A 24,755-nucleotide genomic window follows, 5' to 3' on the forward strand; every position below is an offset into this window, starting at 1 on the left:
GACCACTCTGCAAAGCCGTATCAGGGCTCAGGACAGACGCTCATCAATCACCAGCACCAGCTTCCCCGCCACCTGATTGCTCGCCAGCGCTTCAAAAGCCGCCTCGGCATCCTTGATCGGGAAAGTCTTGGCCAACTGCGGGCTCAAGCGCTTCTCGGCGAACAACGGCCAGACATGCTCACCCAGGTCGCGCAACAGATCGGCCTTGAACTGATCGTCGCGGCTGCGCAAGGTCGAACCGAGCAACTGGATGCGCTTGGCGAGGATCTTCGCCAGGTCCAACTGGGCTTCCCGGCCGCCCATCAGGCCGATCAGCACCCACCGCCCGTCAGCTGACAAAAGTTTCACGTTCAGCGCGGCGTAGTTCGCCCCCACCGGATCGAGGATCACATCGAAGGGACCGAAGTCGCCCAAACCCTCGATATCGTCACCCCGGACCACCCCGCCCTGGGCCCCCAGCGCCTCGCAATAGGCCAGCCGATCCGCCGAACCGACACTCACCCAGCAGGGGTTGCCGAAGGCCTTGCACAGCTGGATCGCCGCCGAACCGACGCCACTGGCACCGGCATGCAACAGCACTTTCTCACCCGGTTTGAGGGCCGCCAGCTGGAACAGATTCAACCACGCCGTGGCATAGACCTCAGGCAGCGCGGCCGCCTCCAGCAGGCTCAGGCCTTCCGGCACCGGCAGCACATGACGCCCGTCGACCACCACTTCCTCGGCCATGCCGCCGCCGGCCAGCAGCGCGCAGACCCGGTCGCCGACCTGCCAGGACGCCCCCGGCCCGACTTCGCTGATCACCCCGGAACACTCCAGGCCCAGCACCTGGCTGGCCCCGGGCGGCGGCGGGTAGAGCCCGGCTTTTTGTAACAAATCGGCACGATTGAGGCCCGCCGCCGCCACCCGAATCCGAACCTGTCCCACATCGCAGGTCGGACTCGCCTCTTCAACCCACTCCACTTGACCTTCAACGCCTTGCAATGCTTTCACAGTGCCTCCATAGTGAGTCTGGACTGAGCCCGTAGCTGTAGCGCCGGGCTTTTTGCATTATGCGACCGGCCCGAGGGTCGTACCAAAACGCGCAATGGGCGGTTTTGGTGCGCAGTCCCACGGAACCGGCGACTTTAAAGACGGCCTAATATGCGTTATCAATTGCCCCCGCGTCGAATCAGCATGAAGCATCTGTTCCCCAGCACCGCACTCGCTCTTTTCATTGGCCTTGGCATTTCCACGTTCTCGGCCAATTCGTTCGCAGCCAATAGCTGGGACAATCTTCAGCCCGACAAGGACGAGGTGATTGCCAGCCTGAACGTCGTCGAGTTGCTCAAGCGTAATCATTACAGCAAGCCGCCGCTGGACGCCGCGCGCTCGGTGATCATCTATGACAGCTATATCAAGCTGCTCGATCCCTCGCGCAGTTATTTCCTGGCCAGCGACATTGCCGAATTCGACAAGTGGAAAACCCAGTTCGACGCCTTCCTCAAGAGCGGCGACCTGAATGCCGGGTTCACCATCTACAAGCGCTACCTGGACCGGGTCAAGTCGCGTCTGGACTTCACCATCGCCGAGCTGAACAAAGGCGTGGACAAGATGGACTTCACCACCCAGGAAACCTTGCTGATCGATCGCAAGGATGCTCCGTGGCTGAAGACCAGCGCCGAGCTCGATGACCTCTGGCGCAAACGCGTCAAGGACGAAGTGCTGCGCCTGAAGATCGCCGGCAAGGATCCCAAGGCGATCCAGGACCTGCTGGTCAAGCGCTACAAGAATCAGTTGGCGCGTCTGGACCAGACCCGCGCCGAAGATATCTTCCAGGCTTATATCAATACCTTTGCGATGTCCTACGACCCGCACACCAACTATCTGTCTCCCGATAGCGCGGAAAACTTCGACATCAATATGAGCCTGTCCCTGGAAGGCATCGGCGCCGTGCTGCAGAGCGACAATGACCTGGTCAAGGTCGTGCGCCTGGTGCCGTCGGGCCCGGCGGACAAGACCAAGCAGGTGGCTCCGGCCGACAAGATCGTCGGTGTCGCCCAGGGTGACAAGGAGATGGTCGACGTGATCGGCTGGCGCCTGGACGAAGTGGTCAAGCTGATCCGCGGGCCGAAAGGTTCGGTGGTACGCCTGGAAGTGATTCCGGCCAGCAATGCGCCGAACGACCAGACCAGCAAGATCGTCTCCATCACCCGTGAATCGGTGAAACTGGAAGACCAGGCCGCGAGCAAGTCGATCCTGCACCTCAAGCAGGACGGCAAGGACTACAAGCTCGGGGTGATCGATATCCCGGCCTTCTACCTGGACTTCAAGGCGTTCCGCGCCGGCGATCCGGACTACAAGAGCACCACGCGTGACGTGAAGAAACTGCTCGGCGAGTTGCAGAAGGAAGGCGTCGACGGCGTGGTCATCGACCTGCGCAACAACGGCGGCGGCTCCCTGCAGGAAGCCACCGAGCTGACCAGCCTGTTTATCGACAAGGGTCCGACCGTGCTGGTGCGTAACGCCGAAGGCAAGGTCGACGTGCTCGAAGACGAAAGCCCGGGTGCCTTCTATAAAGGTCCGATGGCGTTGCTGGTCAACCGCCTGTCCGCCTCGGCTTCGGAGATTTTCGCCGGCGCCATGCAGGACTACCACCGTGCTCTGATCATCGGTGGCCAGACCTTCGGCAAAGGCACCGTGCAGACCATCCAGCCGCTCAACCATGGCGAGCTGAAACTGACGCTGGCGAAGTTCTACCGGGTTTCCGGGCAGAGCACCCAGCACCAGGGCGTGCTGCCGGACGTGGATTTCCCGTCGATCATCGACACCAAGGAAATCGGCGAAAGCGCGCTGCCGGAAGCCATGCCGTGGGACACCATCCGGCCTTCGATCAAGCCGGCGGTGGATCCGTTCAAGCCGTTCCTGGCCCAGCTCAAGGCTGACCACGAGGCGCGCGCGTCGAAGGATGCGGAGTTCATCTTCATTCGCGACAAGCTGGCCCTGGCCGAGAAGCTGATGAAGGAAAAAACCGTGAGCCTGAACGAGGCCGAGCGTCGTGCCCAGCGCACCGATATCGACGCCAAGCAGCTGGCCATGGAGAACGCCCGTCGCAAAGCCAAGGGCGAAGAACCGCTCAAGGAACTGAAGAAAGAAGACGAAGACGCCTTGCCGCCGGATCCGGACAAGAAAACCAAGCCCGAAGACGACGCCTACCTAAGTGAAACCGGGCGTATTCTGCTGGACTACCTGCGTTTGAACACGGCGGTGGCGAAACATTGAAAGATGATGGCGATTTAATGTTCCGCTGCTTCTGAGCGTCATCAAACAGTCATCATTCTGTCGTGAAATAAAGGACTGGGCATGGCTCTTGTAAAAAGAGTCGGGCCCGGTCCTTTTTTTATCGACCGAGACAACCATGACCATGACCGAACAGCTGAACGCCCTGAGTTCAATCCTGGCTCAGAATGGTCTGCACAGCTTGTTCCAACCGATCATCTCGCTGTCCGAACGACGGATCATCGGCTATGAGGCCCTCAGTCGCGGCCCCTCCAACAGCCCGCTGCATTCGCCCATCAACCTGTTCGCCGTGGCCCGCCAGGCCGGTCGCCTCAGCGAGCTGGAAATGCTCTGCCGCCTCAGTGCCTGCCGACGCTTCAGCGAGCAGAAGCTGCCGGGCAAACTCTTTCTCAACGTCTCGCCGGAATCCCTGCTGGAACCGACCCACCAGCCCGGGCGCACGCTGAAGTTGTTGCAGGACTTCGGCATCGACCCGAGCAATGTGGTGATCGAGCTCACCGAGCAGACCCCGACCGACGATTTCCAACTGCTGCAAAACGCCTTGCATCACTATCGCGCCATGGGCTTCTCCATTGCCCTGGACGACCTGGGGGCCGGCTATTCGAGCCTGCGCCTGTGGTCGGAGCTACGCCCGGACTATGTGAAGATCGACCGGCACTTTATCGACGGTATCCATCAGGACGGGCTCAAGCGTGAGTTCGTCGGCTCCATCCTGCAAATCGCCAAGGCCTCGCGGGCCCTGGTGATCGCCGAAGGCATCGAGCTACCGGAGGAACTGGCGGTGCTCACCGAGATGGGTGTCGACCTGGTCCAGGGTTATCTGCTCTGCCGGCCCCAGGAACAGCCGCCGCAGGAAGCGCGCACGCTGTTGCCCAAGCTGGAGGCCACCTCGATGGCCCTCAACGAAGAGGCCGGTGATCTCGGCACCCTGCTCAGCGTACAACCGGCGGTGGCCCTGAGCACGCCCACGGCGGACGTGCTGGAAGCCTTCCGGCGCCAGGCCAATCTCAACTCCGTGGCCGTGCTGGACGAACATAATCACCCGTGCGGTATCGTCCATCGGCATTCACTTTCGGAGGCCTTGCTCAAGCCCTTCGCCACCGAGCTGTTCGCCCGCAAGCCCATCAGCCGGCTGATGAGCAACGACTTTCTGGCGGTGGAGTTGAGCCAGTCGTTGCAGCAGGTCAGCCGCTTGCTCACCAGCCGTGCGCGGCAGCGTATCGAGGAAGATTTCATCATTACCCAGCAGGGCCAGTACCTGGGCCTGGGGCGGGTGATCGATGTGCTGAAACTGATTACCGAACTGAAGATCCAGCAAGCCCGCCATGCCAATCCGCTGACCCTGTTGCCGGGCAATGTGCCGATCCAGCAATGCCTGACCCGGCTGCTGCAACAGGCGCGGGAGTCGGTGATCTGCTATGTGGATATCGACAGCTTCAAGCCGTTCAACGATATCTACGGCTATGGGCGTGGGGATGAGGTGCTGTTGTGCCTGGCGCAATGCTTGAACGACCGCGTCGACCCGAGCCGGGATTTCGTCGGGCATATCGGCGGCGATGATTTCCTGCTGGTGCTGGGCGAGGAAGATTGGCGCAAACGTTTGAATCAGTTGCTGGAGGACTTCCAGAACCAGTGCCGGCGTTTCTACCGCGCCGAGCACCTGGAGGCCGGCTGTTTCATCGCCTCGAACCGCCAGGGCCAGCGCCAGGAGTTCCCGCTGCTGTCACTGTCCATCGGCGTGGTGCACCTGAAGCCCGAATCCTGTGGGCGGCTGGATGCCCCGCAGTTGGCCGAGCTGGCCTCCCAGGCCAAGCATCACGCGAAGAATGTGCCGGGTTACAGCATTCATGTGATCGACAGCGGCGAACTCACTTCCTTCGAAGACCGCGCCTGATCTCCAGTACGCCACCTAAACCTGTAGGAGCAGGGCTTGCCCGCGAAGCTTTTAGCGATCTTGCGGGCCCCTTCGCGGCGGTGCGGCGTCCCGACAAGCCCTGCTCCTACAGGTTATGCAGTGTTTTCAGGATCCGCTTCCCGCAGTGTTTCGTGGTGTTTTCAGGCCCCCATTCCGGCACCGAGGCGTCTCAGGCCTCGGCCGACTCGGGGTAATCGTATTCGAACACCCGCACCACTTCCGAAGCATGCCAGGACGCCGCGGCCACGCCATCGGACGGCCCGGAAAAACGCCCCAACCGCTCGACACACTCGAAGAAACCGGTACGTGGCAAACGGCTCGCGCCCTGGCTGATCACCAGTGAACTGCGCAGCGGTTGTTCGGCCTTGGCATCCAGGGCCGCCAGGTGCTCCAGGGCCGCCGTCAGGGTTTGCATGGCCGGGCTGGGCAACTGCAAGCGCTCCAGCAAGGCACGGTAGGTCAACAGATGGCGCTGGCGGCGCGCCTGGTCGAGCTCACCCAGCAGCCCATCCCAATGCTGACGACTGATGCGCACGCTCACGATGCGTCCCTCCAGCCGGCCACACCCAATTCCCAGGCCAGGCTGCGACGAATCGCGGCATCAGGCTCGCGCTCCCCGCTTTCGATCAGCCCCAGGTACGAAGGGCTGATGCCCACCGTACGCGCCAGGGTCTCCACGGCCAGGCCCTTGGCTTCGCGCAGGCTGCGCAATTGCTCGAAGGCCGGCAAGGCATCAGCCGGCGGCGCCGGGCTTGCTGGGGGAGATTGAAGCGGTTGCTGGCTGCTCAAACCGGCAGCCTGGAGTAACGCTTGATACTGGGCCCAGGGTAGAACCGCATACTCCGGTTTTCCGTCACGTGTAATTATTTGAAGATCCATCACCACACCCCGTAGGACTTTTACACATAGCGAGTCGGCGCTTTCCTTGTAGCTTAATCTTAACAGCCACCAAGGTCGCTAGGGGTGTGTTCTTAAAGGGAATGGCTGGGATTCAGTCCTTTTCGTGGCGTTGCAGTTGCAACTGCTCGGGTGTATCCGGCAAATGCTCGATCGCCCGCAGCTGTTCCGGTGCCTGCCGTTCGAGCCAACGACGGAAAGCCGTCAGTTCCTGGTCCAGGGTATTCATCACCCAGGCCAGGACGGCGATGTCGTCGAGCATGCCGAACACGGGGATAAAATCGGGGATGGCGTCGATCGGGCTGAGGAAGTACATCAGCCCCGCCACCACGATGATCATCGACTTGAGGTTGATGGCCCGGTACTCGCCGCGCCAGTAGGCCAGGCACAGCACCTGCAACAGCTTCAGGTCCTCCCTGAGCTTGCCCAGCCGGCCGCCCTGGTGCGCGCTCTTGCTCGCCACGGCAAACAACAGGGTCGGTAGACGGCCGCGCGACAGCACGCGTTGGGCCATGGGCAGGAAGCGTGTGAAATTCCAGGGTGCTTTCATCATCACTCCAATCGACAGCGACGCCAGGTTATCCACACAAATTGTGGATAACCTTGTGAACAGAGCCACTTTTCAACGCTGCAAGCCCCGTTTTACAAGGGGCCAGCTCAGATCGGGCGTTTTTTACTCACTGAAAAAAAGCCATTATTTCATTGACTTGGCATCAGTCTACGATTAGGCCCGTTAGCTGAATATTAAGACTATACCGACCTATGGATGTTCGTTTTCTTACAGCCTGCATCTCTCAGAAACGACAACGCCCCGAAAACGGGGCGTTGTCATGAGCCGGCGCCTTATTTGGCGGCGGCGTCTTCCTTGGCAGGATCCTTGATGGCCAGCAGTTCCAGGTCGAAGACCAGGACCGAGTTGGCCGGGATTGCCGGGCTTGGGCTTTGTGCGCCGTAGGCCAGGTCGCTCGGGATGTACAGCTTGTACTTCTCGCCGACGTGCATCAGTTGCAGGCCTTCGACCCAACCTGGAATCACGCCGCTGACCGGCAGGTCGATCGGGCTGCCGCGATCCACGGAGCTGTCGAAGGTTGTGCCGTTGGTCAGCTTGCCGGTGTAGTGAACGGTCACTACGTCGGTCGGCTTGGGTTGAGGACCGTCGGCTTTCTTGATGACTTCATACTGCAGGCCGGAAGCGGTCGTGACGACACCTGGCTTCTTGGCGTTTTCTTCGAGGAATTTCTTGCCGGCAGCCGCCGACTCTTCGCTCAGCTTGGCCATGCGCTCTTCAGCGCGTTTCTGCAGGGCGGCAAAGGCTTCGACCAGTTCGTCGTCCTTGAGCTTCTGCGGCTTCTTGCCGACGGCATCTTCGATACCCTGGGCCACGGCCTTGGAATCGAGGTCGTCCATGCCTTCCTGGGCCAGGCTCTTGCCCATGTTCAGGCCGATACCGTAGGAAGCTTTTTGCGCCGGGGTTTTCAGCTCTACGCTGGAATGCGAATCGCAACCCGCAAGTACCAGGCCTACCAGGGCTACCGCCGCCGCCAACCGATGCTGTTTCATGCTATTTCCTTGTTCATGCGCCTAAAGGGCAATCGTATAAAGCCGCGAGCTTATCAGGCCGCCACGACCAATGGCTACCGGCATGAGAGGGGCAAACAGCCAATAAGTTCAGGTGTTTGGGGCATTTTACAAAACCCTGACAGTCTGCTTACGTCTGCACCGACACGACTGAAGCGCCACGGGCCAGCAGTCACAGCCATCATGGCTACTTGATGCCAGGCAACGGCTCAGGCATAAGAAGGAAACAACTCGACAAGGATGCTGATCTTGCGCATTTTTTACCGTGTATTACTGGCAGCGTTTCTCCTGCTTTGCCTCGGCATCGCGGTGATCTTGTACTACGTCGTCAATCCGAAATTACCGACTTACGTACCGGCCCAAGTGCGTTATCTGGAGCAATGGAGCGAGGCCGACCGCCAGACCTATTACTACACCCCCCAGGGAACCCAGGTCAAAGGCCTGCGTTATGAGTGGTTCACCGCCCTGGAGCTGCCGTTTTCCGAACAGCGCTTTGCGGAACCGGCGTATCTGGCGCGGTTCGGCTTTCTGATTGATCCCAAGCGCAAGGCCAGCACCAACAACCCCGGTAATCTGCCGGTGGGTTTCGCCCGCCATCAGAATCCCGGCAGCAACGAGCAGTATCTGGATATCACCTGTGCCGCCTGCCATACCGGCGAACTGCGCTATAACGGCCAGGCGTTGCGGATCGACGGCGGCTCGGCCCAGCATGTGCTGCCTTCCAGCGTACCGACGGTACGTGGCGGCAGCTTCGGCCAGGCCATGGTCGCGAGCCTCGCCGCCACCTATTACAACCCGTGGAAGTTCAAGCGTTTTGCCCACAAGGTCCTGGGCGATAACTATGACGCCCAGTACGACCAGTTGCGCACCGACTTCAAGCAGTCGCTGGACATCTTCCTGAAGACGGCCTGGAACGATACCCATCGCGGGCTCTATCCGACCCAGGAAGGCCCCGGCCGTACCGATGCCTTCGGGCGCATCGCCAATGCCAGCTTCGGCGATGCCATCTCCGAGAAGAACTATCGCGTCGCCAACGCTCCCGTGGATTACCCACAGCTCTGGGATATCTGGACCTTTGATTGGGTGCAGTGGACCGCTTCGGCCCAGCAACCCATGGCACGTAATATTGGTGAGGCGCTGGGGGTTGGCGCGACCCTGAATTTCTTCGACGCCAACGGCCAGCCCTTGCAAGGCGCCGACCGCTACCCTTCCGGCGTGCGCGTGCGTGACCTGCAACGGATCGAGGAAACCCTCAAGCACCTGCAGCCGCCGCATTGGCCGGAAGACCTGTTCGGCAAGGTCGACCTGCCGTTGGCCGCCAAGGGGCGCGGGCTGTTCGCGGAAAACTGCGCCGGCTGCCATGTGCCCCCGGTGACCGAAGAGAAGGGTCGTCCGGTAAAACACCTGGTTTCGATTCCAGTCGCAGTGATCGGCACCGACCCGAACACCGCCAATAACATCGCCGACAATCGCTACGACCTGAGTGCACTGCAGTGGAACCCGGTCGAGCTGGCGAAACTGCCGGTCCAGTTGCACCCGGCACCCGAGGCGCCGCTGGATATGACGCAATTGTCGGTAGCCAAGGGCCTGGCCTACGTCACCGCCTTCGTCGAAGAGCGTGCCTATCGCGAGGCCAAGGTCACGCCGGAAGAACGCCCGGCCATGGACGGCTTCGGCCTGCCTATCGGTGTGCTCGAACAACGCGCCTACAAGGCCCGGCCGCTGGCCGGCGTATGGGCCACCCCGCCGTTCCTGCATAACGGCTCGGTGCCTTCGCTGTATCAACTGCTCTCGCCCCAGGACGAGCGCGCCGGCAGCTTCTATCGCGGCACCTTCGAGTACGATCCGCGTCATCTCGGTTATCGCCAGGAAGCCTTTCCCAATGGTTTCCTGTATGACACCCGGATCAGCGGCAACCACAACAGTGGCCACGAATTCCGTGCCGGCAAGCGTGGTAACGGCGTGATCGGTCGTTTGCTGCAGCCCGAGGAACGCTGGGCCCTGCTCGAATACCTGAAAGTCCTCGGCGGCCCGCTGGAGGCGCAACTGCCATGACCCCTCCCCTTCGCGTTCACGTTAAAAGGATGTCTACATGCTGACCCGACTCTGGCTGCGCCTCGGCGCCTTTCTGGGCAAGAGCCTGCTGATCCTGATCGGCCTCGGGCTGGTCGGCTGGGCCCTGGCCAGCGGCTGGTACGCCTGGCGCCATAGCGGCCCGGTGTCCGCCGAAGAGCAGATTCCGCCCGGCGAATCGGCCATGACCCAGAACATCATCCAGACCGCTGTGCGCATCGTCGACCAGCACCGCGAGGGCACCCGCTACCTGCGTGATGCCCATGCCAAGGCCCACGGCTGCGTGAAGGCCGAGGTCCAGGTGCCGAGTGATCTGAGCAGCGAGCTGCGCCAGGGTGTGTTTGCCGAACCGGGCAAGACCTGGCAGGCGCTGATACGCCTGTCCAATGGCAACGCTTATCCGCAGTTCGACAGTATTCGTGACGCCCGGGGCATGGCGCTGAAGTTGCTCGATGTTCCGGGCAAGCAACTGCTGCCAGGGCAACAGGGGCGCAATGAGCAGGACTTCGTGATGTTCAGTCATCCGAACTTCTTTGTCAGCGATGTCGCCGAGTACCAGCAGAACATCGGCGCCCAGGCGGACGGCAAGCAGGTTCTGGCGTTTTTCCCGAGCTGGAACCCGACCACCTGGCAGGTGCGCCATCTGTTTATCGCCCTGGCGACCTTGGCACCGGCGCCGATCAGTCCGACCCAGACCACCTATTTTTCGGTTTCGCCGTACAAGTTCGGCAATGACAACGCCAAGTTCCGCGTGGCCCCTGACCCGCAGAGTTGCCCGGAATATACCTTGCCGAAACAGAATGAGGACCTGCCGAACTTCCTGCGCAGCGCCCTGACCCAACAGTTATCCACAGACCGCGTCCCGGCCTGCTTCGTCCTGCAGATCCAGCGGCAGAATGCGCATCTGTATATGCCGATCGAAGACACCAGCATTGAATGGAAGGAGAGCGACGCGTCGTTCCAGACGGTGGCGCGGATTCGGATTCCGGCCCAGGACTTCGATACGCTGGAACAGAATATCGCCTGTGACAACCAGTCGTTCAGCCCCTGGCACGGGTTGGAGGCGCACCGGCCGATTGGTGGGATCAACCGGTTGCGCAAGGCGGTGTATGACGCGGTGAGCGATTACCGGCATAGCCGCAACGCCGAGCAATAAACCCCAGACGACAAAAAGCCCGCACAAGGCGGGCTTTGCGTGATGACCTGGCGTTCAGTGGTCCAGATCATTTGAAGATGGCGCAGCGGACGGGACTCGAACCCGCGACCCCCGGCGTGACAGGCCGGTATTCTAACCGACTGAACTACCGCTGCGCGTAGCGTTGAAGCGAAATGGTGGGTGATGACGGGATCGAACCGCCGACCCTCTGCTTGTAAGGCAGATGCTCTCCCAGCTGAGCTAATCACCCTTTCGTTTCGGTGCGGGCGCATTATGCCACAAAAAATCCATAACGCACTGATTTAGATAATCTTTTTTCAGAACCTGGATTTCTCGAAGCCCAGAACGAGAAAAACCGGGCATTAGAGAGACGAAAACCAGCGGCCCGCCTCCCCGCCGGCCCTGGCCTCCAATAACTTATTTCAATGCGACCGAAGGGCTGGTGCGCTGGTTTTCAGCAGCCGGGGCATGCCCGCGTACCGCCAGGATGACCACCAGCATACCCAACCCGCAGACCCCGGCGGCGATCACGAACGCAACGTTGTAGCCACCGCCGTATTGCACCACCAGGCCGGTCAGCGACGGCGCGATGATGCCGGCGAGGTTGGCCAGCAAATGCACGAAACCGCCGGTACCGCCGACACGATTCTTCGGCACGATGTCCTGAATCAGCCCCCAGCAGATCTGTGGTGTGACGAACAGGAAAATACTCGACACCGTGATGCAGGCCACCGCCATGCTCAACGACGACACCTGGGTGGTGATCATCACGCAACTGGCCGCGACCCCAAGGCCGACGATCAGCACGCACTTGCGTGCCAGGATCACATTGCCCAGCTTCCTGGCCAATGCATCGGTGACAAAACCACCGCCCAGAAAGCCCACCGCCGCTCCCAGCCAGGGGATCACGGCGATGATGCTCATGCTCTTGATGTCCAGGTGCTGAAAGTCCATCAGGTAGCTGGGCAGCCAGGTCAGGAAGAAATACAGCACATAGTTGAAGCAGAAAAACGCGGTCGCAACCGCCAGCACCGGAGCGGAAAAAATGTAGCTGACCAGGCTGCGGCCTTCCTGCACACCTTCGACCAACACCTCGGCACGGCTGACACGAATCAACTCGCGCTCGGCCTCGGACACCTTCGGGTGCTGCTCGGGCGTGTCCTTGAAGATCAACAACCAGGCCACCAGCCACAACGCACCCAGCAAGGCGATCACCACAAACGACACCCGCCAGCCGTAATTCAGCGCCACCAGGCCGACGATCGGCCCGGCCACGGCCGCGCCCAGGGGCTGACCGCAGTTGGTGAAGCCCAACGCCCGCCCGGCCTCTTCCCGAGGAAACCAATTGGTGATCGCCTTGTTGGTGGTGGTGCCCATCGGCCCCTCGCCCATGCCGAACAACACCCGGAAAATCAGCAGGTGGACGTACCCGGTAATGATCGCGGTCAATCCGCAAAACAGCGACCAGATACCCGCCGCCCAGGCAAAGACCTTTTTCGGGCCATAGGTATCGGCAGCCCAACCGCCGACAAAACACAGGGCGCAGTAACCGATGAAAAAGCTGCTGAAGATAAAACCCATCTGGGCATCGTCGATGTGCAGTTCGGTTTTCAACAGCGGCGCCACCACCGACAGTGCGGCGCGGTCCAGGTAGTTGAGCATGCCGGCAAAAAACAGCAGCCCGGCGATTCTCCAGCGGTAGTTGCCTTTCATTTTTTTATGGCCTTTGTTTATTATTTTTAGAGCGTGACAGCCTGTGGTGACTCAGCTGATCAGCGCATGGTCCGTGCAATAGGTCCGCAATACCTCGACGTCGGGCACAAAGCCCAGACCCGGCACATCGGGCAGGCTCATGCGGGGCTTGAAGGCGAGTTCGGGATACAGCAGGCGCTCGAACTCGATGAAGGGGACTTCCAGTGCCACGTCCGCCGGCAACAGCGTCAACAGATGGGCGACGGCGAGTAACCCGGGGCCGAAGTAGAAGCAATGGGGCACGACGCGGACAGCGTGCTCACGGGCAATGGCGAAAACCTCCAGCATCGCGCTGATGCCCCCGACCTTGGCGACACTGGGCTGCAGGATATCGACCGCACCCTGCTCGACCAGGGCGCGAATACCGTTCACCCCCGCTGCGTTTTCACCCGCGGAAATCGCCACGCCATGACGACGCACCTGGGCCAGACCATTGATATCGTCGGGCGGCCAGACGGGCTCTTCCAGCCAACCGAGGTCAAGCTCGTGCAACTGTTCAGCCATGTCGCACGCCCGGGCAACAGTCCAGGGGCAATTGACATCGACCATCAACTCGCCGACCAACACCGGCAGCGCCGCACGGGCCGCCGCGATGGCCGGATAGGTAGTTTCATGCAGCTTGATCTTGCGAAAGCCCTGCTGGCGGGCGCGTTTGACCTGGGCAAATACTTCGTCTGGATCGCCGCCATAACTGACCAGGCTGGCGTACAACTCAAGCTCGCGCGGCGTGCCGCCCAGCAGCTGGTACAACGGCTGGCCCGCCACTTGTGCAGCCAGGTCCCACAAGGCGATATCGATACCGGACAAGGCATAGACCATGGGGCCGGTGGAGCCGAAACCATGCAGGGCGCGACGTGCGGCGTCCAGGGTCCGGGCGCGGTCGGCCAGCGCGGTGCCGATGAACATGGGCGCCACCACTTCAGTCAGCGCCTTGAAGGTCACCGGATTGGAACCATGGCCAAAAGCCTCGCCCCAACCGCTCAGGCCGGTATCGGTGGTGACCTTGAGCATCAGGCTTTCCATACGCCGATGTCGGGGCGATGCGGCATTGAAGGCATCGTCGTCCTTGGCCGGCCCGAGGTTCTTGCGCTCAGGGGTACCCGCGGAGAAGGGGATGCCCAGGCGGATGATCTCGATACTGCGAATAATCACAGGCAGGTCTCCAAACGCTTTTTATTGGTGTTATAGACTGATGAAGCGAAGTGTTACGTTATCGTACAACATCATTGAGGAAGGAAGGAACCAATCCTGCGGGATATCCAAACAACGGAGTCGGGAATGCCGGCCTGGGAACGGCGCAACGTTGATCGCTGGGGAATTGAGGCCTGCTTGAATGGGTATTTGAAAACCGCGGCGGGCGCTGGATCCGAAGGGGATTCGGAAAACAAAAAAGCCCGCACAAGGCGGGCTTTCTGTGATGACCTGGCGTTCAGTGGTCCAGATCATCGAATATGGCGCAGCGGACGGGACTCGAACCCGCGACCCCCGGCGTGACAGGCCGGTATTCTAACCGACTGAACTACCGCTGCGCGTAACACTGATATCGAATGGTGGGTGATGACGGGATCGAACCGCCGACCCTCTGCTTGTAAGGCAGATGCTCTCCCGGCTGAGCTAATCACCCTTCGCTTTCGGTGTGGCGCGCATTCTACGGAGCAGTCCCGACTCTGGCAAGCACTTTTTTTAATATTTTTCTCAGGCCTTCCAAAGACTTAGCAGAGGGTTGGCCTATGGGGCTGCGAAGAGAATAATGCCCTCCTTTGTATAAAGGAGAGATGCACCCCATGTGGTTCAAGAACCTGCTGATCTACCGCCTGACCCAAGATCTGCCTTTTGATGCCGAGGCGCTGGAGACCGCACTGGCGAGCAAACCGGCCCGCCCCTGTGCAAGCCAGGAGTTGACCACTTACGGTTTCGTCGCGCCCTTCGGCAAAGGCGAAGACGCCCCGCTGGTGCATGTCAGCGGCGACTTCCTGCTGGTGGCCGCGCGCAAGGAAGAACGTATCCTGCCGGGTAGCGTGGTGCGCGATGCACTGAAGGAAAAGGTCGAGGAGATCGAAGCCGAACAGATGCGCAAGGTCTACAAGAAGGAGCGTGACCAGCTCAAGGATGAAATCATCCAGGCGTTCCTGCCCCGTGCCTTTATCCGTCGTTCGTCGACCTTTGCCGCGATTGCGCCGAAACAGGGCCTGATCCTGGTCAACTCGGCCAGCCCAAAACGCGCCGAGGACCTGCTGTCGACCCTGCGTGAAGTACTCGGCACCCTGCCGGTGCGTCCGTTGACGGTGAAAACCGCGCCAAGCGCGATCATGACCGACTGGGTGAAGACCCAGGTGACCGCGGAGCACTTCTTCGTCCTCGACGAATGCGAGCTGCGTGATACCCATGAAGACGGCGGCATTGTGCGCTGCAAGCGCCAGGACCTGACCGGCGAGGAAATCCAGCTGCACCTGAGCACCGGCAAGGTGGTGACCCAGTTGTCCCTGGCCTGGCAGGACAAGCTGTCCTTCGTGCTCGACGACAAGATGGTGGTCAAGCGCCTGAAGTTCGAAGACCTGCTGCAAGACCAGGCCGAACAGGACGGCGGCGAAGAAGCCCTGGGCCAGTTGGATGCCAGCTTCACCCTGATGATGCTGACCTTCGGCGAGTTCCTGCCGCAGCTGTTCGAGGCCCTGGGTGGCGAGGAAATGCCGCAGGGTATCTGATGCCGAGCAGGAGCCGGCTTGCTGGCGATTGGGGCCCTTGAGGTCGCCAAAAGCTTCGCTGGCAAGCCCTGCTCCTACAGTGCATTGTCGGCCACAGATTTTGTGTACGACACAGACCTGTAGGAGCCTGGCTTGCCAGCGAAGAGGCCCTCAAGATCGCCAAAAGCTTCGCGGGCAAGCCCTGCTCCTACAGTGCGTTGTCGGACACAGATTTTGTGTACGACACAGACCTGTAGGAGCCTGGCTTGCCAGCGAAGAGGCCCTCAAGATCGCCAAAGGCTTCGCGTGCAACCCCCTCTCCCACAGGCCCCGCGCTTGTCTGGCCCAACACTGCATATAACAAGGAAAACCCCATGCGCGCACTGGCCACACTCAGCCGCTTCGTCGGCAATACCTTCGCCTACTGGGTGTTGATTTTCGCCGTGCTGGCGTTCCTGCAACCCACCTGGTTCATCGCCCTGAAATTCGCCATCGTGCCGCTGCTCGGCCTGGTGATGTTCGGCATGGGCCTGACCCTCAAACTCGACGATTTCGCCGAAGTCGCCCGCCATCCCTGGCGCGTGGCCCTGGGCGTGATCGCCCACTTTATTATCATGCCCGGCGTCGCCTGGCTGCTCTGCCGGGCCTTCCAGCTGCCGGCGGAAATCGCCGTCGGGGTGATCCTGGTCGGCTGCTGCCCCAGCGGCACCTCTTCCAATGTCATGACCTGGCTGGCCCGCGGCGACCTTGCGCTGTCGGTGGCCATCGCCGCCGTCACCACCCTCCTCGCCCCGCTGCTGACCCCCGCGTTGATCTGGCTGCTGGCCTCGGCCTGGTTGCCGGTGCAGTTCAGCGAGCTGTTCTGGTCGATCCTGCAGGTGGTGTTGCTGCCGATTGTGCTCGGCGTCGTCGCCCAACGCCTGCTGGGTGAGCGAGTCCGCCACGCAGTGGAAGTCCTGCCGCTGGTGTCGGTGGTGAGCATCGTGATCATCGTCGCCGCCGTGGTCGCCGCCAGCCAGGCGAAGATTGCCGAGTCCGGCCTGCTGATCATGGCCGTGGTGATGCTGCACAACAGCTTCGGCTACCTGCTGGGTTACTTCACCGGCCGCCTGTTCAAGCTGCCACTGGCCCAGCGCAAGTCGCTGGCGCTGGAAGTCGGCATGCAGAACTCGGGGCTGGGCGCCGCCCTGGCCAGCGCGCACTTCTCACCGCTGGCGGCGGTGCCCAGCGCGCTGTTCAGTGTCTGGCACAATATTTCCGGGGCCCTGCTCTCGACCTGGTTCCGCCGCATGAGCGAAAAACAGGACCGCGCACAGGCGGCTGACAGCGCCCTGAACTGAAGGAAACTTGATCCACCGGACAAGAATGGGCACTATAGTGCACAGCGCAGGGACGACCTTGCGGCTTGAGCGCGGTATCCATCCGGGGACGACCCCATCCATAGATGGAGGTTTTCATGTCCTGGATCATTCTGTTTTTCGCCGGTCTCTTCGAGGTCGGCTGGGCCGTTGGCCTCAAGTACACCGACGGCTTCAGCCGCCCGCTCCCCACCGCACTCACCGTTGCAGCCATGGCTGTCAGCCTCGGCCTGCTGGGCCTGGCCATGAAGGAATTGCCCCTGGGCACCGCCTATGCGATCTGGACCGGCGTCGGCGCGGTGGGCACGGTGATCGCCGGGATCATCCTGTTCGGTGAGTCCATGGCGTTGTTCCGCTTGGCGAGCGTGGGCTTGATCATTGCCGGGTTGATCGGCCTGAAGGTTTCGGCGGCCTGACATCCTGTTCGACCCTACACTCACCCGACTATCTTGAGCCTCGACTTGCCACTACGACCAACACCGTCCTGTAGGAGCAGGGCTTGCCCGCGAAGCTTTTAGCGATCTCACGGGCCTCTTCGCTGGCAAGCCAGGCTCCTACAGGACGGTGTTGGCCGTAGTAGAGGGAAAGGTCAAGGCGGTATCAACAAAAACCGTGTTCAACCATGAGTAATGGCTGAACACGCAACGCTCTATCGGTGCACCATTCCGCGCAATTGCAACACCTGCTCACGCAATTGCTCCGGCACCGCCACCTCGGCCCCGACCGGCGTCCCCGCCACCAGGGTCACCCGCGACCACAATCGGCGGAACAAGCCCTTGGCCGGATCACGGCTGAAGAAACTGCCCCACAAGCCTTGCAACGCCAGCGGAATCACCGGCACCGGGGTCTCCTCCAGCACGCGGGTCATGCCGCCCTTGAACTCGTTGATCTCACCGTCGGTGGTCAGCTTGCCCTCAGGGAAGATGCACACCAATTCCCCTTCCTTCAGGTACTCGGCGATCTTGCGGAATGCGCGCTCGTAGATCTCCAGGTCTTCGCTGCGCCCGGCAATCGGAATCGCCCCGGCCGTGCGGAAGATAAAGTTGAGCACCGGCAAGCGGTAGATCTTGTAATACATCACGAAGCGAATCGGCCGCCGTACCGCGCCGCCGATCAGCAACGCATCGACAAACGACACATGGTTGCAGACCAGCAAGGCCGCCCCCTCATCGGGGATCAAGTCCAGGTTGCGGTGCTCGACGCGGTACATGGAATGGCTGAGCAGCCAGATCATGAAACGCATGCTGAACTCGGGCACGATCTTGAAGATATAGGTGTTGACCGCGATGTTCATCAGCGACACCACCAGGAACAACTCCGGAATCGACAGCTTCGCCACACTCAGCAGCAGGATCGAGACAATCGCCGAGACCACCATGAACAGCGCGTTGAGGATGTTGTTGGCGGCAATCACCCGGGCCCGCTCGTTCTCGGCGGTGCGCGACTGGATCAGGGCATACAGCGGCACGATGTAGAAACCGCCGAACACCCCCAGCCCGAGGATATCCACCAGCACCCACCAGGCCTGGTGATAACCGAGGATCGCCAGCCAGTCGTTGGCCTGCACGTTCTGCGGCAGATTGCCCGAATGCCACCACAACAACAGGCCGAACAGCGTCAGGCCGAACGAGCCGAAAGGCACCAGGCCGATTTCTACCTTGCGCCCTGACAAGCGCTCGCAAAGCATGGAACCGGCGGCAATCCCCACCGAGAACACCGTGAGGATCAGCGTCACCACGGTTTCATCGCCGTACAGCCACTCCTTGGCGTACGCCGGGATCTGCGTCAGGTAGATCGCCCCGACGAACCAGAACCAGGAGTTGCCGACAATCGAGCGCGACACGGCGGGCGTCTGCCCCAAACCCAGGCGCAAGGTGGCCCAGGACTGGCTGAAGATATTCCAGTTCAAACGCAGTTGCGGGCTCGCCGCCGCCGCCCGCGGAATGCCGCGGCTGGCCAGGTAACCGAGCACCGCCACCAGCACAATGGCGCTGGAGACGATAGGCGCGTAGTGCGCCGAAGACATCATCACCCCGGCACCGATGGTCCCCGCCAGGATCGCCAGGAAGGTGCCCATTTCCACCAGGCCGTTGCCACCCACCAGTTCGTCTTCTGCCAGGGCCTGGGGCAGGATCGAATATTTGACCGGGCCGAACAGCGCCGAGTGGGTGCCCATGGCGAACAGCGTCAGCAGCATCAACGACAGGTGATCGAAGACAAAGCCCACGGCACCCACCGCCATGATCACGATCTCACCCAGCTTGATCACCCGGATCAGCGCGTCCTTGGCGAATTTCTCGCCGAACTGGCCGGCCAGGGCCGAGAACAGGAAGAACGGCAGGATGAACAGCAAGGCACAGAGGTTGACCCAGATGCCGCGATCACCCGTGAGGGCCAGCTTGTAGAGGATGGCAAGGATCAACGACTGCTTGAACAGATTGTCGTTGAACGCACCGAGGGACTGCGTGACGAAGAACGGCAGGAAACGCCGTGTACGCAGCAGGCTGAACTGTGAGGGGTGACTCATCTTCCCTGTACCTGAGTGGCGCCGAGAGCGGCTTTCTTGTTGGAAGGCGGATCACCACCCCCGGGCCACAACCTTACCTAAAATCAGGCAACTATTTCGCTATTCCTGCCAGGCAAGGCGAAACAAAAAGCTCGCCTTTATAGGCACCGCGCAGGGTTTTCGAACCGACAATCAGCCAGAGCACCGCCAGCAGCGCCACCAGTACCAGGCCGAAACCACTGAAAAAACCCAGGTGCAAGGTGCTGCCCAATTTCAAGGTGGCCAGGGAGTAGACGCCCAGGGGGAAGGTGTAGCCCCACCAGCCGAGATTGAACGGGATGCCCCGGCGCAGGTAACGCAGGGTGATGAGCGCCGCCATCAGCATCCACCACAGGCCGAAGCCCCAGAGGATGATCCCGGCGACCAGGCCCAGCCCGCTGGCGATTTCACCGATGCCGGCGAAACCGTTGGCGGCGAAAATCGCCGGCGAGTCCGCGCCCAGCACCAGCATGCCCAAGGCCCCGGTCCCGATCGGGCCCAGCGCCAGCCAGCTCGAGGCCGCCATGTTTTCATGGGGCAACTTGTGCAAGGCCATGCGCAACAGCAGGATCACCAGGATGCTGAACGCCACCGGCACCGAGAACGCCCAGAGCACATAGCTGGTGATCAACACGTTGAACTGCATAGGGGTATCGAGCAGGTGCGGCGCCAGCAGGCCACCGCTGGCCGCCGCCACTTCCGCAGCCACCACCGGCAACAGCCAGACCGCGGTCATCTGGTCGATGCTGTGCTCCTGGCGGGTGAACATCAGGTAGGGAATCAGCACGCCGCAGGCCAGGGACATGGCCACGTCGATCCACCACAGCACCTCGGCGACCTGCACCGCGCTGTCGCCCCAGCGTGGCACGCCGAACAGCAGGAAACCGTTGATGATGGTCGCCAGCCCCATGGGAATGGTGCCGAAGAACATCGAGACCGTGGAATGCCCGAAAATCCGCCGCGCCTCATGGAAGAACAACACCCAGCGCGCGCCGTAAAGCAGGCTGAACACGGTGAACAGCAGGATATTGAACAGCCACAGGCCTTCGGCGAACGCACGCTGGCCCGGGACTTCGACCGGCAACTGCGCCAGGGCCAGCGCCAGGACACCGGTGCCCATGGTGGCGGCGAACCAGTTGGGGGTGAACTGGCGAATGACTTCGCGAGGGTGCTGCAGATGGCCTAAAGGCCGGATTCCGGGTTTGACGCTATTGGGGCACGGTTGCATGACTGACTCCTGTCCTCGGGTGAGGTTGCAGCCATCATAGAACCGGATCGAATATCCATATAACGGGTAATTTCTCTAACTGTTATCTGTTTTATAGATAATCTGTCATGGACTGCCTTCGGTTTCGATCACCAGCACCCGCGCCTCGCCCAAAGGTTCGGCCAGGTGCTCACAACCGATGTCGGCGTAGAAAATATCGCCGACTTCCAACATGACGGCCTGCTCGATCCCGTCATTGCGATAACGCATGCGGACCCGACCATCGAGCACCACAAACACCTCCTGCCCGTCATTGACGTGCCAGATATAGGGCTGGTCGGTCCAATGCAGGCGGGTGCTGATGCCGTTCATGCTGGCGATGTCCAGTGCCGCCCAGGGACGGCTGCCGGTGAAGTCTGCGCTGCGGATAATCGCCATGGGCGGGGTCCTTGATGGGGATGGTCGAGCACTCATGATTGCCCGTGATCCACACATTAATAAGTGGCCCGAAAGACAATCTCCGATAAGATCAGGCCAAATCGCTGCCCCGAGTACACAGACGATGACCACGATCCATGTCGCTGTAATCGCCTTCAACGACATCAGCCCTTTTCATTTATCCGTACCGACGCTGGTATTCGCCGAGCAGCGCGAAGGCATCGAGATGCCACGCTTTTCCCTGAAGGTCTGCGGCTTCGAGCCTGGTCCACTGATTACCTCGGCGGGTTTCGATATCCAGGTTCATCATGGGCTTGAGGTGCTCAGCCAGGCCGACGTGATCATCATGCCGTCCTGGCGCGACACCGAGGAGCGGCCGCCCGAGCCGTTGCTGGAAGCACTGCGCCAGGCACACGGCGAAGGCACGCGGATCGTCGGCCTGTGCCTGGGAGCCTTTGTTCTTGCTGAAGCCGGCCTGCTGGACGGACGCAAGGCCACCACCCATTGGAATTGGGCCGCGACCTTCGCCCGCAAATACCCTCGGGTGCTGCTGGATGCCGACGTGCTATATGCCGAGTCCGAGCACTTGCTGACCTCGGCCGGCACTGCCGCCGGCCTGGATTGCTGCCTGTACCTGATGCAGCAACTGTGCGGGGCCGAAGTCACGCACAAGGTGGCCCGGCGGCTGGTGGTCGCGCCCCATCGTTCGGGTGGCCAGGCGCAGTTTATCGAGCGGCCCCTGCCCCTGGCCGGCGAGCAGGATCGCCTGGGGCAACTGCTGCAATGGCTCGGGCACAACTTCACCCGGAGTCACTCCCTGGATGAACTGGCGGATCGGGTAGCGATGAGTCGCCGCTCATTCACCCGGCACTTCAAGCAACTGACGGGGACCACTGTCGGCCAGTGGCTGCTGGGGCAACGTTTGAGCCATGCCCAGCGACTGCTGGAAAGCAGCGCCCAGGGTATTGAAGCCATTGCCCTGGAAGCGGGGTTCGGCACGGCCCTGTCGTTACGCCAGCATTTCCAGGCCTCGCTACGGATTTCCCCGTCGGCTTATCGGGCGCAGTTTGCCGGGCGCCAAACCTGAGAACCTGTTGCCACGCGGTCCTTGTGGGAGCAGAGCTTGCTCGCGAAGAGGCCCGTAAGAACGCTAAAAGCTTCGCGGGTAAGCTCCGCCCCCACAATGACCGTATTCATCCGCCTCTTGCTCCAAACGATAAAGATCCAGCTGAGCCTCCCTGCGCAACCACGCGGCATCCAGCACCGGCTCCTTACCCGGCACTGGCCGTTTGATTTCATCGCCACGCACCAACGCGCTGCGCAAAATCGCAAAACGCGCGCGGTTGATATGCCCACCGGAACCATAGACCCCCGCCCTGCCCAATTTCGCAGCGACGCCGGTTTCTCGCCCGAACCAACCGCCACCGATACCCAGGCGCACCATGATAAAGGCATGATCGCGGAGAATCGCCGCACAGGTCTGGATCAGTTCGATAAACCCCTGGGTCGCGATATCCATCGCCTCCAGCCCATGCAGTTGGGCAATCCGCTTGCCGATCCACACCCCCTGGGTCCTTAGCAGCAGCACATCGACGCAGTCATGGGCCAACTCGACCCGGCGCCGCGGATCAGGCTCTTGCAACAGCGCCTGCCTGAGGGTCTGCAAGGCGAAGGCCATGGGCACCGAACCCTGGGGCCGCATTCGCCGCGAGGGCAGCACATGGCAAAGCAATTGATGCAAGCCGAACAGACTCTCGGGTTGCAGGAACAAACGGGCCTGAGCGGACAACGGCTGCCAGGCTACCTCCTGCAACAGACCGAGCATTTGTGTCAGATCCGCCGACTGGAACCTCAGGGCAAGCTGGGTGGACGCCGGCAAGGGCGTCCGGATGCCTGAGCGTGTGGGAGTCGTCATTGAGCACCGTGATCCTTCCGGTAAAAGACCCCAGTCTGACCAGCCCCCTGCCGTCGATCTTGCAATAACCGATCAGCCGGCTGACCGACTCAGGCCACCAGGTCCCGTGCCGGGCGACGCCACAGCAACATCAGCAAGGCTCCGAGCGACAGCCCGATCAACATCACGCCATAGCCGTCGGTCGTGGCGATCAAGCCCAGACTGTGACTCAGGTTGCCCGCCAACAACGCCGGCAGACAGAACGCCAGGTAGCTCAGCGCATAAAAAGCCGACATCAGCCCTGCCCGTTCATGGGGCAAGGCCAGCGGCACCACGCTGCGCAGCGCGCCGAGGAAACCCGAGCCGAAACCGCCCCCCGCGACCAAGGTGGCGAAGAGAAACAGCGGGAGACTGGCGCTGTGCACCGCCAGCAGAATCAGACTGACGCCAATGGCCAGCAGCACGGCCCCCAGGCGCAGGATTTTTTGCGCCGGGCGATCGCGCAAGGTGAAGATCGTCAACGCGCCGCTGAGGGTCAGGATTGCCACCAGCACGCCACCGATCAGGTTGGACGTCGAGCCGGTCGCGGCGCGTACCAGCGAAGGCGCGAGGGACAGGTAGAAACCGCCCATGGCCCAGACCGCGACGTCCACCGGCAAGGCGATCCACAGGGCCTTGCGCGCTTGCGGCGGTACATGCAGGGTCGGACGCAACGAGGCCAGCGCGCCCGGCTGCGCGCTGACCGTTTCCGGCAAGCGCCAGACAGTCGCCGCCTGCACCACCAGCAGGCCGAACAGAATCCAGTACACCAACTGCATGGGGTGTGGCGCGAACTCCACCAGCAAACCGGAACCGAGGCCCCCGCAGGCCATGCCCAGCAAAGGCGCGATACTGTTGATCAACGGCCCCTTGCGGTTGTCGTTGTCCAGCAGGGACGCACCCAGTACGCTGGTGGCCATGCCGGTGGCAAAACCTTGCAGCGCCCGCGCGGCAATCAGCAACACGACGCTGTCGGCCGTGATAAACAGCCACATCGCGCCGATATCCAACAGCAATGCGGTAAAGATCACCGGCCGGCGACCCAGATGGTCGGACAAGGAACCGACCGTCAACAAGGCCGCCAGCAGGCTCAGGGCATACACCCCGAAGATCAGCGTCAGGGTCGCCGCGGAAAACCGCAGGGTTTCCTGATACAGATGGTACAGGGGGGTCGGCGCGCTGGAGGCGGCCAGAAAGGTCAGCAAGGTGATCGACAGAAACACCAGGCTGGCACGGTTGGACACGGGCTTTTCGGCGCGATGGGACATAGGCACACTCCACAAAAGCTAAAATATTGCTTTTATGGAGTGTGCTACGGCTTTTCTCTTAAAGCAAATTCTTTGTGTTAAGGTTTTGGCATGGCGATCAAAGAAAGTGTACGTCCGGGCGGCCGCAGTGCCAGGGTGCAGGAATCGATTCATCAGGCGGTCCGTGGGCTTCTCGAAGAGCAGGACCGCGCGAGCCTGACCGTTCCGCAGATTGCGGCGCGAGCCGGGGTCACGCCTTCGACCATCTATCGGCGCTGGGGCGACCTGACGGTGTTGTTGGCCGATGTGGCATTTGCGCGTATGCGCCCGGAGGTCGAACCGGCCAATACCGGCAGCCTGCGCGGCGACCTGCGGGCCTGGGCCGAGCAATACCTGGATGAAATCAGCTCGGAACCGGGCCGGCAGATGATGCGTGACGTGCAATGCAGCACCAGCACCGGTTATTGCACCACCATCCTCGGCGGGCAGTTGCAGATCATTCTCGATCGTTACCCGCAAGCAATGCTGCCCAGCGTCGAGCGCCTGCTGGACCTGATCGTCGCGCCGACGGTGTTCCGAGTGTTGTTCGCGGACAAGCCGTTGAGTGTCGAAGCTCTGCACCAACAAATCGAGTTGGCACTCACCGCCCCCTAGCAACAGGGCTGCGACCTTGGTCGACACTGACGCCGCCCGGTC

Annotated in this window: 21 protein-coding genes and 4 tRNA genes; 9 read left to right on the forward strand and 16 right to left on the reverse strand. The window is 61.4% G+C overall.

Annotated elements, in window-relative coordinates; translation table 11 throughout:
- Positions 1 to 27: 27 nt before the first annotated feature.
- Positions 28 to 990 (reverse strand): zinc-binding dehydrogenase, encoded by a 963-nt coding sequence (locus M5C56_RS19480; protein WP_103496448.1) that lies wholly within the window; start codon positions 988 to 990, stop codon positions 28 to 30.
- Between the two features lie 183 nt (positions 991 to 1,173).
- Between M5C56_RS19480 and M5C56_RS19485 the strand changes: the two genes are divergently transcribed.
- Both M5C56_RS19485 and M5C56_RS19490 read left to right on the forward strand, forming a co-directional pair.
- The gene (locus tag M5C56_RS19485) at positions 1,174 to 3,258 is read left to right on the forward strand and encodes a carboxy terminal-processing peptidase (RefSeq protein ID WP_178129971.1); all 2,085 of its coding nucleotides are present in this window, start codon (positions 1,174 to 1,176) and stop codon (positions 3,256 to 3,258) included.
- A 136-nt stretch (positions 3,259 to 3,394) separates the two neighbouring features.
- Entirely contained in the window at positions 3,395 to 5,170 is a 1,776-nt protein-coding gene (locus M5C56_RS19490) for a bifunctional diguanylate cyclase/phosphodiesterase (RefSeq protein WP_103496450.1), read from the forward strand.
- 190 nt (positions 5,171 to 5,360) lie between these two features.
- Here M5C56_RS19490 and M5C56_RS19495 read toward each other — a convergent pair whose 3' ends face one another.
- From M5C56_RS19495 to M5C56_RS19510, 4 genes are all read right to left on the reverse strand, one after another.
- Positions 5,361 to 5,732, reverse strand: coding sequence for a hypothetical protein (locus tag M5C56_RS19495; protein WP_040065236.1), 372 nt, complete (start codon positions 5,730 to 5,732; stop codon positions 5,361 to 5,363).
- Positions 5,729 to 6,070 carry a helix-turn-helix transcriptional regulator gene (locus M5C56_RS19500; RefSeq protein ID WP_103499739.1) on the reverse strand — a complete coding sequence of 114 codons (342 nt, stop codon included), beginning with the start codon at positions 6,068 to 6,070 and terminating at the stop codon, positions 5,729 to 5,731. Before M5C56_RS19500 ends, M5C56_RS19495 begins: the two co-directional genes overlap by 4 nt.
- 112 nt (positions 6,071 to 6,182) lie before the next feature.
- A complete protein-coding gene (locus M5C56_RS19505) occupies positions 6,183 to 6,638 on the reverse strand; it encodes a YkvA family protein (RefSeq protein ID WP_103499740.1) in 456 nt (151 codons plus the stop codon).
- Between the two features lie 293 nt (positions 6,639 to 6,931).
- Positions 6,932 to 7,648 (reverse strand): FKBP-type peptidyl-prolyl cis-trans isomerase, encoded by a 717-nt coding sequence (locus tag M5C56_RS19510; protein ID WP_103499741.1) that lies wholly within the window; start codon positions 7,646 to 7,648, stop codon positions 6,932 to 6,934.
- A gap of 267 nt (positions 7,649 to 7,915) precedes the next feature.
- On the opposite strand from M5C56_RS19510, the gene M5C56_RS19515 reads away from it, so the two are divergent.
- Both M5C56_RS19515 and M5C56_RS19520 read left to right on the forward strand, forming a co-directional pair.
- Positions 7,916 to 9,721 carry a di-heme-cytochrome C peroxidase gene (locus M5C56_RS19515; RefSeq protein ID WP_103499743.1) on the forward strand — a complete coding sequence of 602 codons (1,806 nt, stop codon included), beginning with the start codon at positions 7,916 to 7,918 and terminating at the stop codon, positions 9,719 to 9,721.
- A 37-nt stretch (positions 9,722 to 9,758) separates the two neighbouring features.
- Positions 9,759 to 10,895 carry a catalase family protein gene (locus M5C56_RS19520; protein ID WP_103499742.1) on the forward strand — a complete coding sequence of 379 codons (1,137 nt, stop codon included), beginning with the start codon at positions 9,759 to 9,761 and terminating at the stop codon, positions 10,893 to 10,895.
- Between the two features lie 78 nt (positions 10,896 to 10,973).
- Here M5C56_RS19520 and M5C56_RS19525 read toward each other — a convergent pair.
- The 6 genes from M5C56_RS19525 to M5C56_RS19550 all read right to left on the reverse strand — a co-directional run bounded on the left by M5C56_RS19525 (position 10,974) and on the right by M5C56_RS19550 (position 14,271).
- A tRNA-Asp gene (locus tag M5C56_RS19525) sits at positions 10,974 to 11,050 on the reverse strand.
- A gap of 19 nt (positions 11,051 to 11,069) precedes the next feature.
- A tRNA-Val gene (locus tag M5C56_RS19530) sits at positions 11,070 to 11,145 on the reverse strand.
- Positions 11,146 to 11,312: 167 nt separating this feature from the next.
- A complete protein-coding gene (locus M5C56_RS19535; RefSeq protein WP_103499837.1) occupies positions 11,313 to 12,608 on the reverse strand; it encodes an MFS transporter in 1,296 nt (431 codons plus the stop codon).
- Between the two features lie 51 nt (positions 12,609 to 12,659).
- Complete coding sequence (locus M5C56_RS19540; RefSeq protein WP_103499838.1) at positions 12,660 to 13,799, reverse strand: mandelate racemase/muconate lactonizing enzyme family protein; 1,140 nt, start codon at positions 13,797 to 13,799, stop codon at positions 12,660 to 12,662.
- Positions 13,800 to 14,099: 300 nt separating this feature from the next.
- Positions 14,100 to 14,176 (reverse strand) — tRNA-Asp (locus M5C56_RS19545).
- A gap of 19 nt (positions 14,177 to 14,195) precedes the next feature.
- Positions 14,196 to 14,271: transfer RNA gene (locus M5C56_RS19550), tRNA-Val, on the reverse strand.
- A 160-nt stretch (positions 14,272 to 14,431) separates the two neighbouring features.
- On the opposite strand from M5C56_RS19550, the gene rdgC reads away from it, so the two are divergent.
- The 3 genes from rdgC (at position 14,432) to sugE (ending at position 17,105) form a co-directional block, all read left to right on the forward strand.
- Positions 14,432 to 15,352, forward strand: a complete 921-nt coding sequence (rdgC, locus tag M5C56_RS19555; RefSeq protein WP_103499789.1) for a recombination-associated protein RdgC — start codon at positions 14,432 to 14,434, stop codon at positions 15,350 to 15,352.
- Between the two features lie 353 nt (positions 15,353 to 15,705).
- Entirely contained in the window at positions 15,706 to 16,671 is a 966-nt protein-coding gene (locus M5C56_RS19560; RefSeq protein WP_103499848.1) for a bile acid:sodium symporter family protein, read from the forward strand.
- Between the two features lie 116 nt (positions 16,672 to 16,787).
- Positions 16,788 to 17,105, forward strand: coding sequence for a quaternary ammonium compound efflux SMR transporter SugE (gene sugE / locus M5C56_RS19565; protein ID WP_100940919.1), 318 nt, complete (start codon positions 16,788 to 16,790; stop codon positions 17,103 to 17,105).
- 233 nt (positions 17,106 to 17,338) lie between these two features.
- On the opposite strand, the gene M5C56_RS19570 is transcribed toward sugE, so the two are convergent.
- The 3 genes from M5C56_RS19570 to M5C56_RS19580 all read right to left on the reverse strand — a co-directional run bounded on the left by M5C56_RS19570 (position 17,339) and on the right by M5C56_RS19580 (position 20,879).
- On the reverse strand, positions 17,339 to 19,216 hold the full coding sequence (locus M5C56_RS19570; protein WP_103494384.1) for an MFS transporter: 1,878 nt from the start codon (positions 19,214 to 19,216) through the stop codon (positions 17,339 to 17,341).
- A gap of 91 nt (positions 19,217 to 19,307) precedes the next feature.
- Positions 19,308 to 20,462, reverse strand: a complete 1,155-nt coding sequence (locus M5C56_RS19575) for a TDT family transporter (RefSeq protein WP_103494385.1) — start codon at positions 20,460 to 20,462, stop codon at positions 19,308 to 19,310.
- Positions 20,463 to 20,567: 105 nt separating this feature from the next.
- A complete protein-coding gene (locus M5C56_RS19580) occupies positions 20,568 to 20,879 on the reverse strand; it encodes a cupin domain-containing protein (protein WP_103494386.1) in 312 nt (103 codons plus the stop codon).
- Positions 20,880 to 21,003: 124 nt separating this feature from the next.
- Here M5C56_RS19580 and M5C56_RS19585 point away from each other — a divergent pair, with 124 nt between their 5' ends.
- Positions 21,004 to 21,966, forward strand: a complete 963-nt coding sequence (locus M5C56_RS19585; RefSeq protein ID WP_103494387.1) for a helix-turn-helix domain-containing protein — start codon at positions 21,004 to 21,006, stop codon at positions 21,964 to 21,966.
- Positions 21,967 to 22,029: 63 nt separating this feature from the next.
- On the opposite strand, the gene M5C56_RS19590 is transcribed toward M5C56_RS19585, so the two are convergent.
- On the reverse strand, positions 22,030 to 22,794 hold the full coding sequence (locus M5C56_RS19590) for a hypothetical protein (protein ID WP_247263258.1): 765 nt from the start codon (positions 22,792 to 22,794) through the stop codon (positions 22,030 to 22,032).
- An 89-nt stretch (positions 22,795 to 22,883) separates the two neighbouring features.
- On the reverse strand, positions 22,884 to 24,080 hold the full coding sequence (locus M5C56_RS19595; RefSeq protein ID WP_103494390.1) for an MFS transporter: 1,197 nt from the start codon (positions 24,078 to 24,080) through the stop codon (positions 22,884 to 22,886).
- 90 nt (positions 24,081 to 24,170) lie between these two features.
- Between M5C56_RS19595 and M5C56_RS19600 the strand changes: the two genes are divergently transcribed.
- Entirely contained in the window at positions 24,171 to 24,713 is a 543-nt protein-coding gene (locus tag M5C56_RS19600) for a TetR/AcrR family transcriptional regulator (protein WP_103494391.1), read from the forward strand.
- The last annotated feature ends 42 nt before the right edge of the window (positions 24,714 to 24,755 follow it).

It is taken from the genome of Pseudomonas sp. MWU13-2862 (assembly GCF_023242495.1).
Classification (GTDB): Bacteria; Pseudomonadota; Gammaproteobacteria; order Pseudomonadales; family Pseudomonadaceae; genus Aquipseudomonas; species Aquipseudomonas gingeri_D.

What these genes read in the sequence shown, in the direction of transcription:
- M5C56_RS19485 (WP_178129971.1), top strand. Translation starts at nt 1,174, where the DNA reads ATGAAGCATCTGTTCCCCAGCACCGCACTCGCTCTTTTCATTGGCCTT.
- M5C56_RS19490 (WP_103496450.1), top strand. Translation starts at nt 3,395, where the DNA reads ATGACCATGACCGAACAGCTGAACGCCCTGAGTTCAATCCTGGCTCAG.
- M5C56_RS19500 (WP_103499739.1), bottom strand. Translation starts at nt 6,070, where the DNA reads ATGGATCTTCAAATAATTACACGTGACGGAAAACCGGAGTATGCGGTT.
- M5C56_RS19505 (WP_103499740.1), bottom strand. Translation starts at nt 6,638, where the DNA reads ATGAAAGCACCCTGGAATTTCACACGCTTCCTGCCCATGGCCCAACGC.
- M5C56_RS19510 (WP_103499741.1), bottom strand. Translation starts at nt 7,648, where the DNA reads ATGAAACAGCATCGGTTGGCGGCGGCGGTAGCCCTGGTAGGCCTGGTA.
- M5C56_RS19520 (WP_103499742.1), top strand. Translation starts at nt 9,759, where the DNA reads ATGCTGACCCGACTCTGGCTGCGCCTCGGCGCCTTTCTGGGCAAGAGC.
- M5C56_RS19535 (WP_103499837.1), bottom strand. Translation starts at nt 12,608, where the DNA reads ATGAAAGGCAACTACCGCTGGAGAATCGCCGGGCTGCTGTTTTTTGCC.
- rdgC (WP_103499789.1), top strand. Translation starts at nt 14,432, where the DNA reads ATGTGGTTCAAGAACCTGCTGATCTACCGCCTGACCCAAGATCTGCCT.
- M5C56_RS19560 (WP_103499848.1), top strand. Translation starts at nt 15,706, where the DNA reads ATGCGCGCACTGGCCACACTCAGCCGCTTCGTCGGCAATACCTTCGCC.
- sugE (WP_100940919.1), top strand. Translation starts at nt 16,788, where the DNA reads ATGTCCTGGATCATTCTGTTTTTCGCCGGTCTCTTCGAGGTCGGCTGG.
- M5C56_RS19570 (WP_103494384.1), bottom strand. Translation starts at nt 19,216, where the DNA reads ATGAGTCACCCCTCACAGTTCAGCCTGCTGCGTACACGGCGTTTCCTG.
- M5C56_RS19575 (WP_103494385.1), bottom strand. Translation starts at nt 20,462, where the DNA reads ATGCAACCGTGCCCCAATAGCGTCAAACCCGGAATCCGGCCTTTAGGC.
- M5C56_RS19580 (WP_103494386.1), bottom strand. Translation starts at nt 20,879, where the DNA reads ATGGCGATTATCCGCAGCGCAGACTTCACCGGCAGCCGTCCCTGGGCG.
- M5C56_RS19585 (WP_103494387.1), top strand. Translation starts at nt 21,004, where the DNA reads ATGACCACGATCCATGTCGCTGTAATCGCCTTCAACGACATCAGCCCT.
- M5C56_RS19590 (WP_247263258.1), bottom strand. Translation starts at nt 22,794, where the DNA reads ATGACGACTCCCACACGCTCAGGCATCCGGACGCCCTTGCCGGCGTCC.
- M5C56_RS19595 (WP_103494390.1), bottom strand. Translation starts at nt 24,080, where the DNA reads ATGTCCCATCGCGCCGAAAAGCCCGTGTCCAACCGTGCCAGCCTGGTG.
- M5C56_RS19600 (WP_103494391.1), top strand. Translation starts at nt 24,171, where the DNA reads ATGGCGATCAAAGAAAGTGTACGTCCGGGCGGCCGCAGTGCCAGGGTG.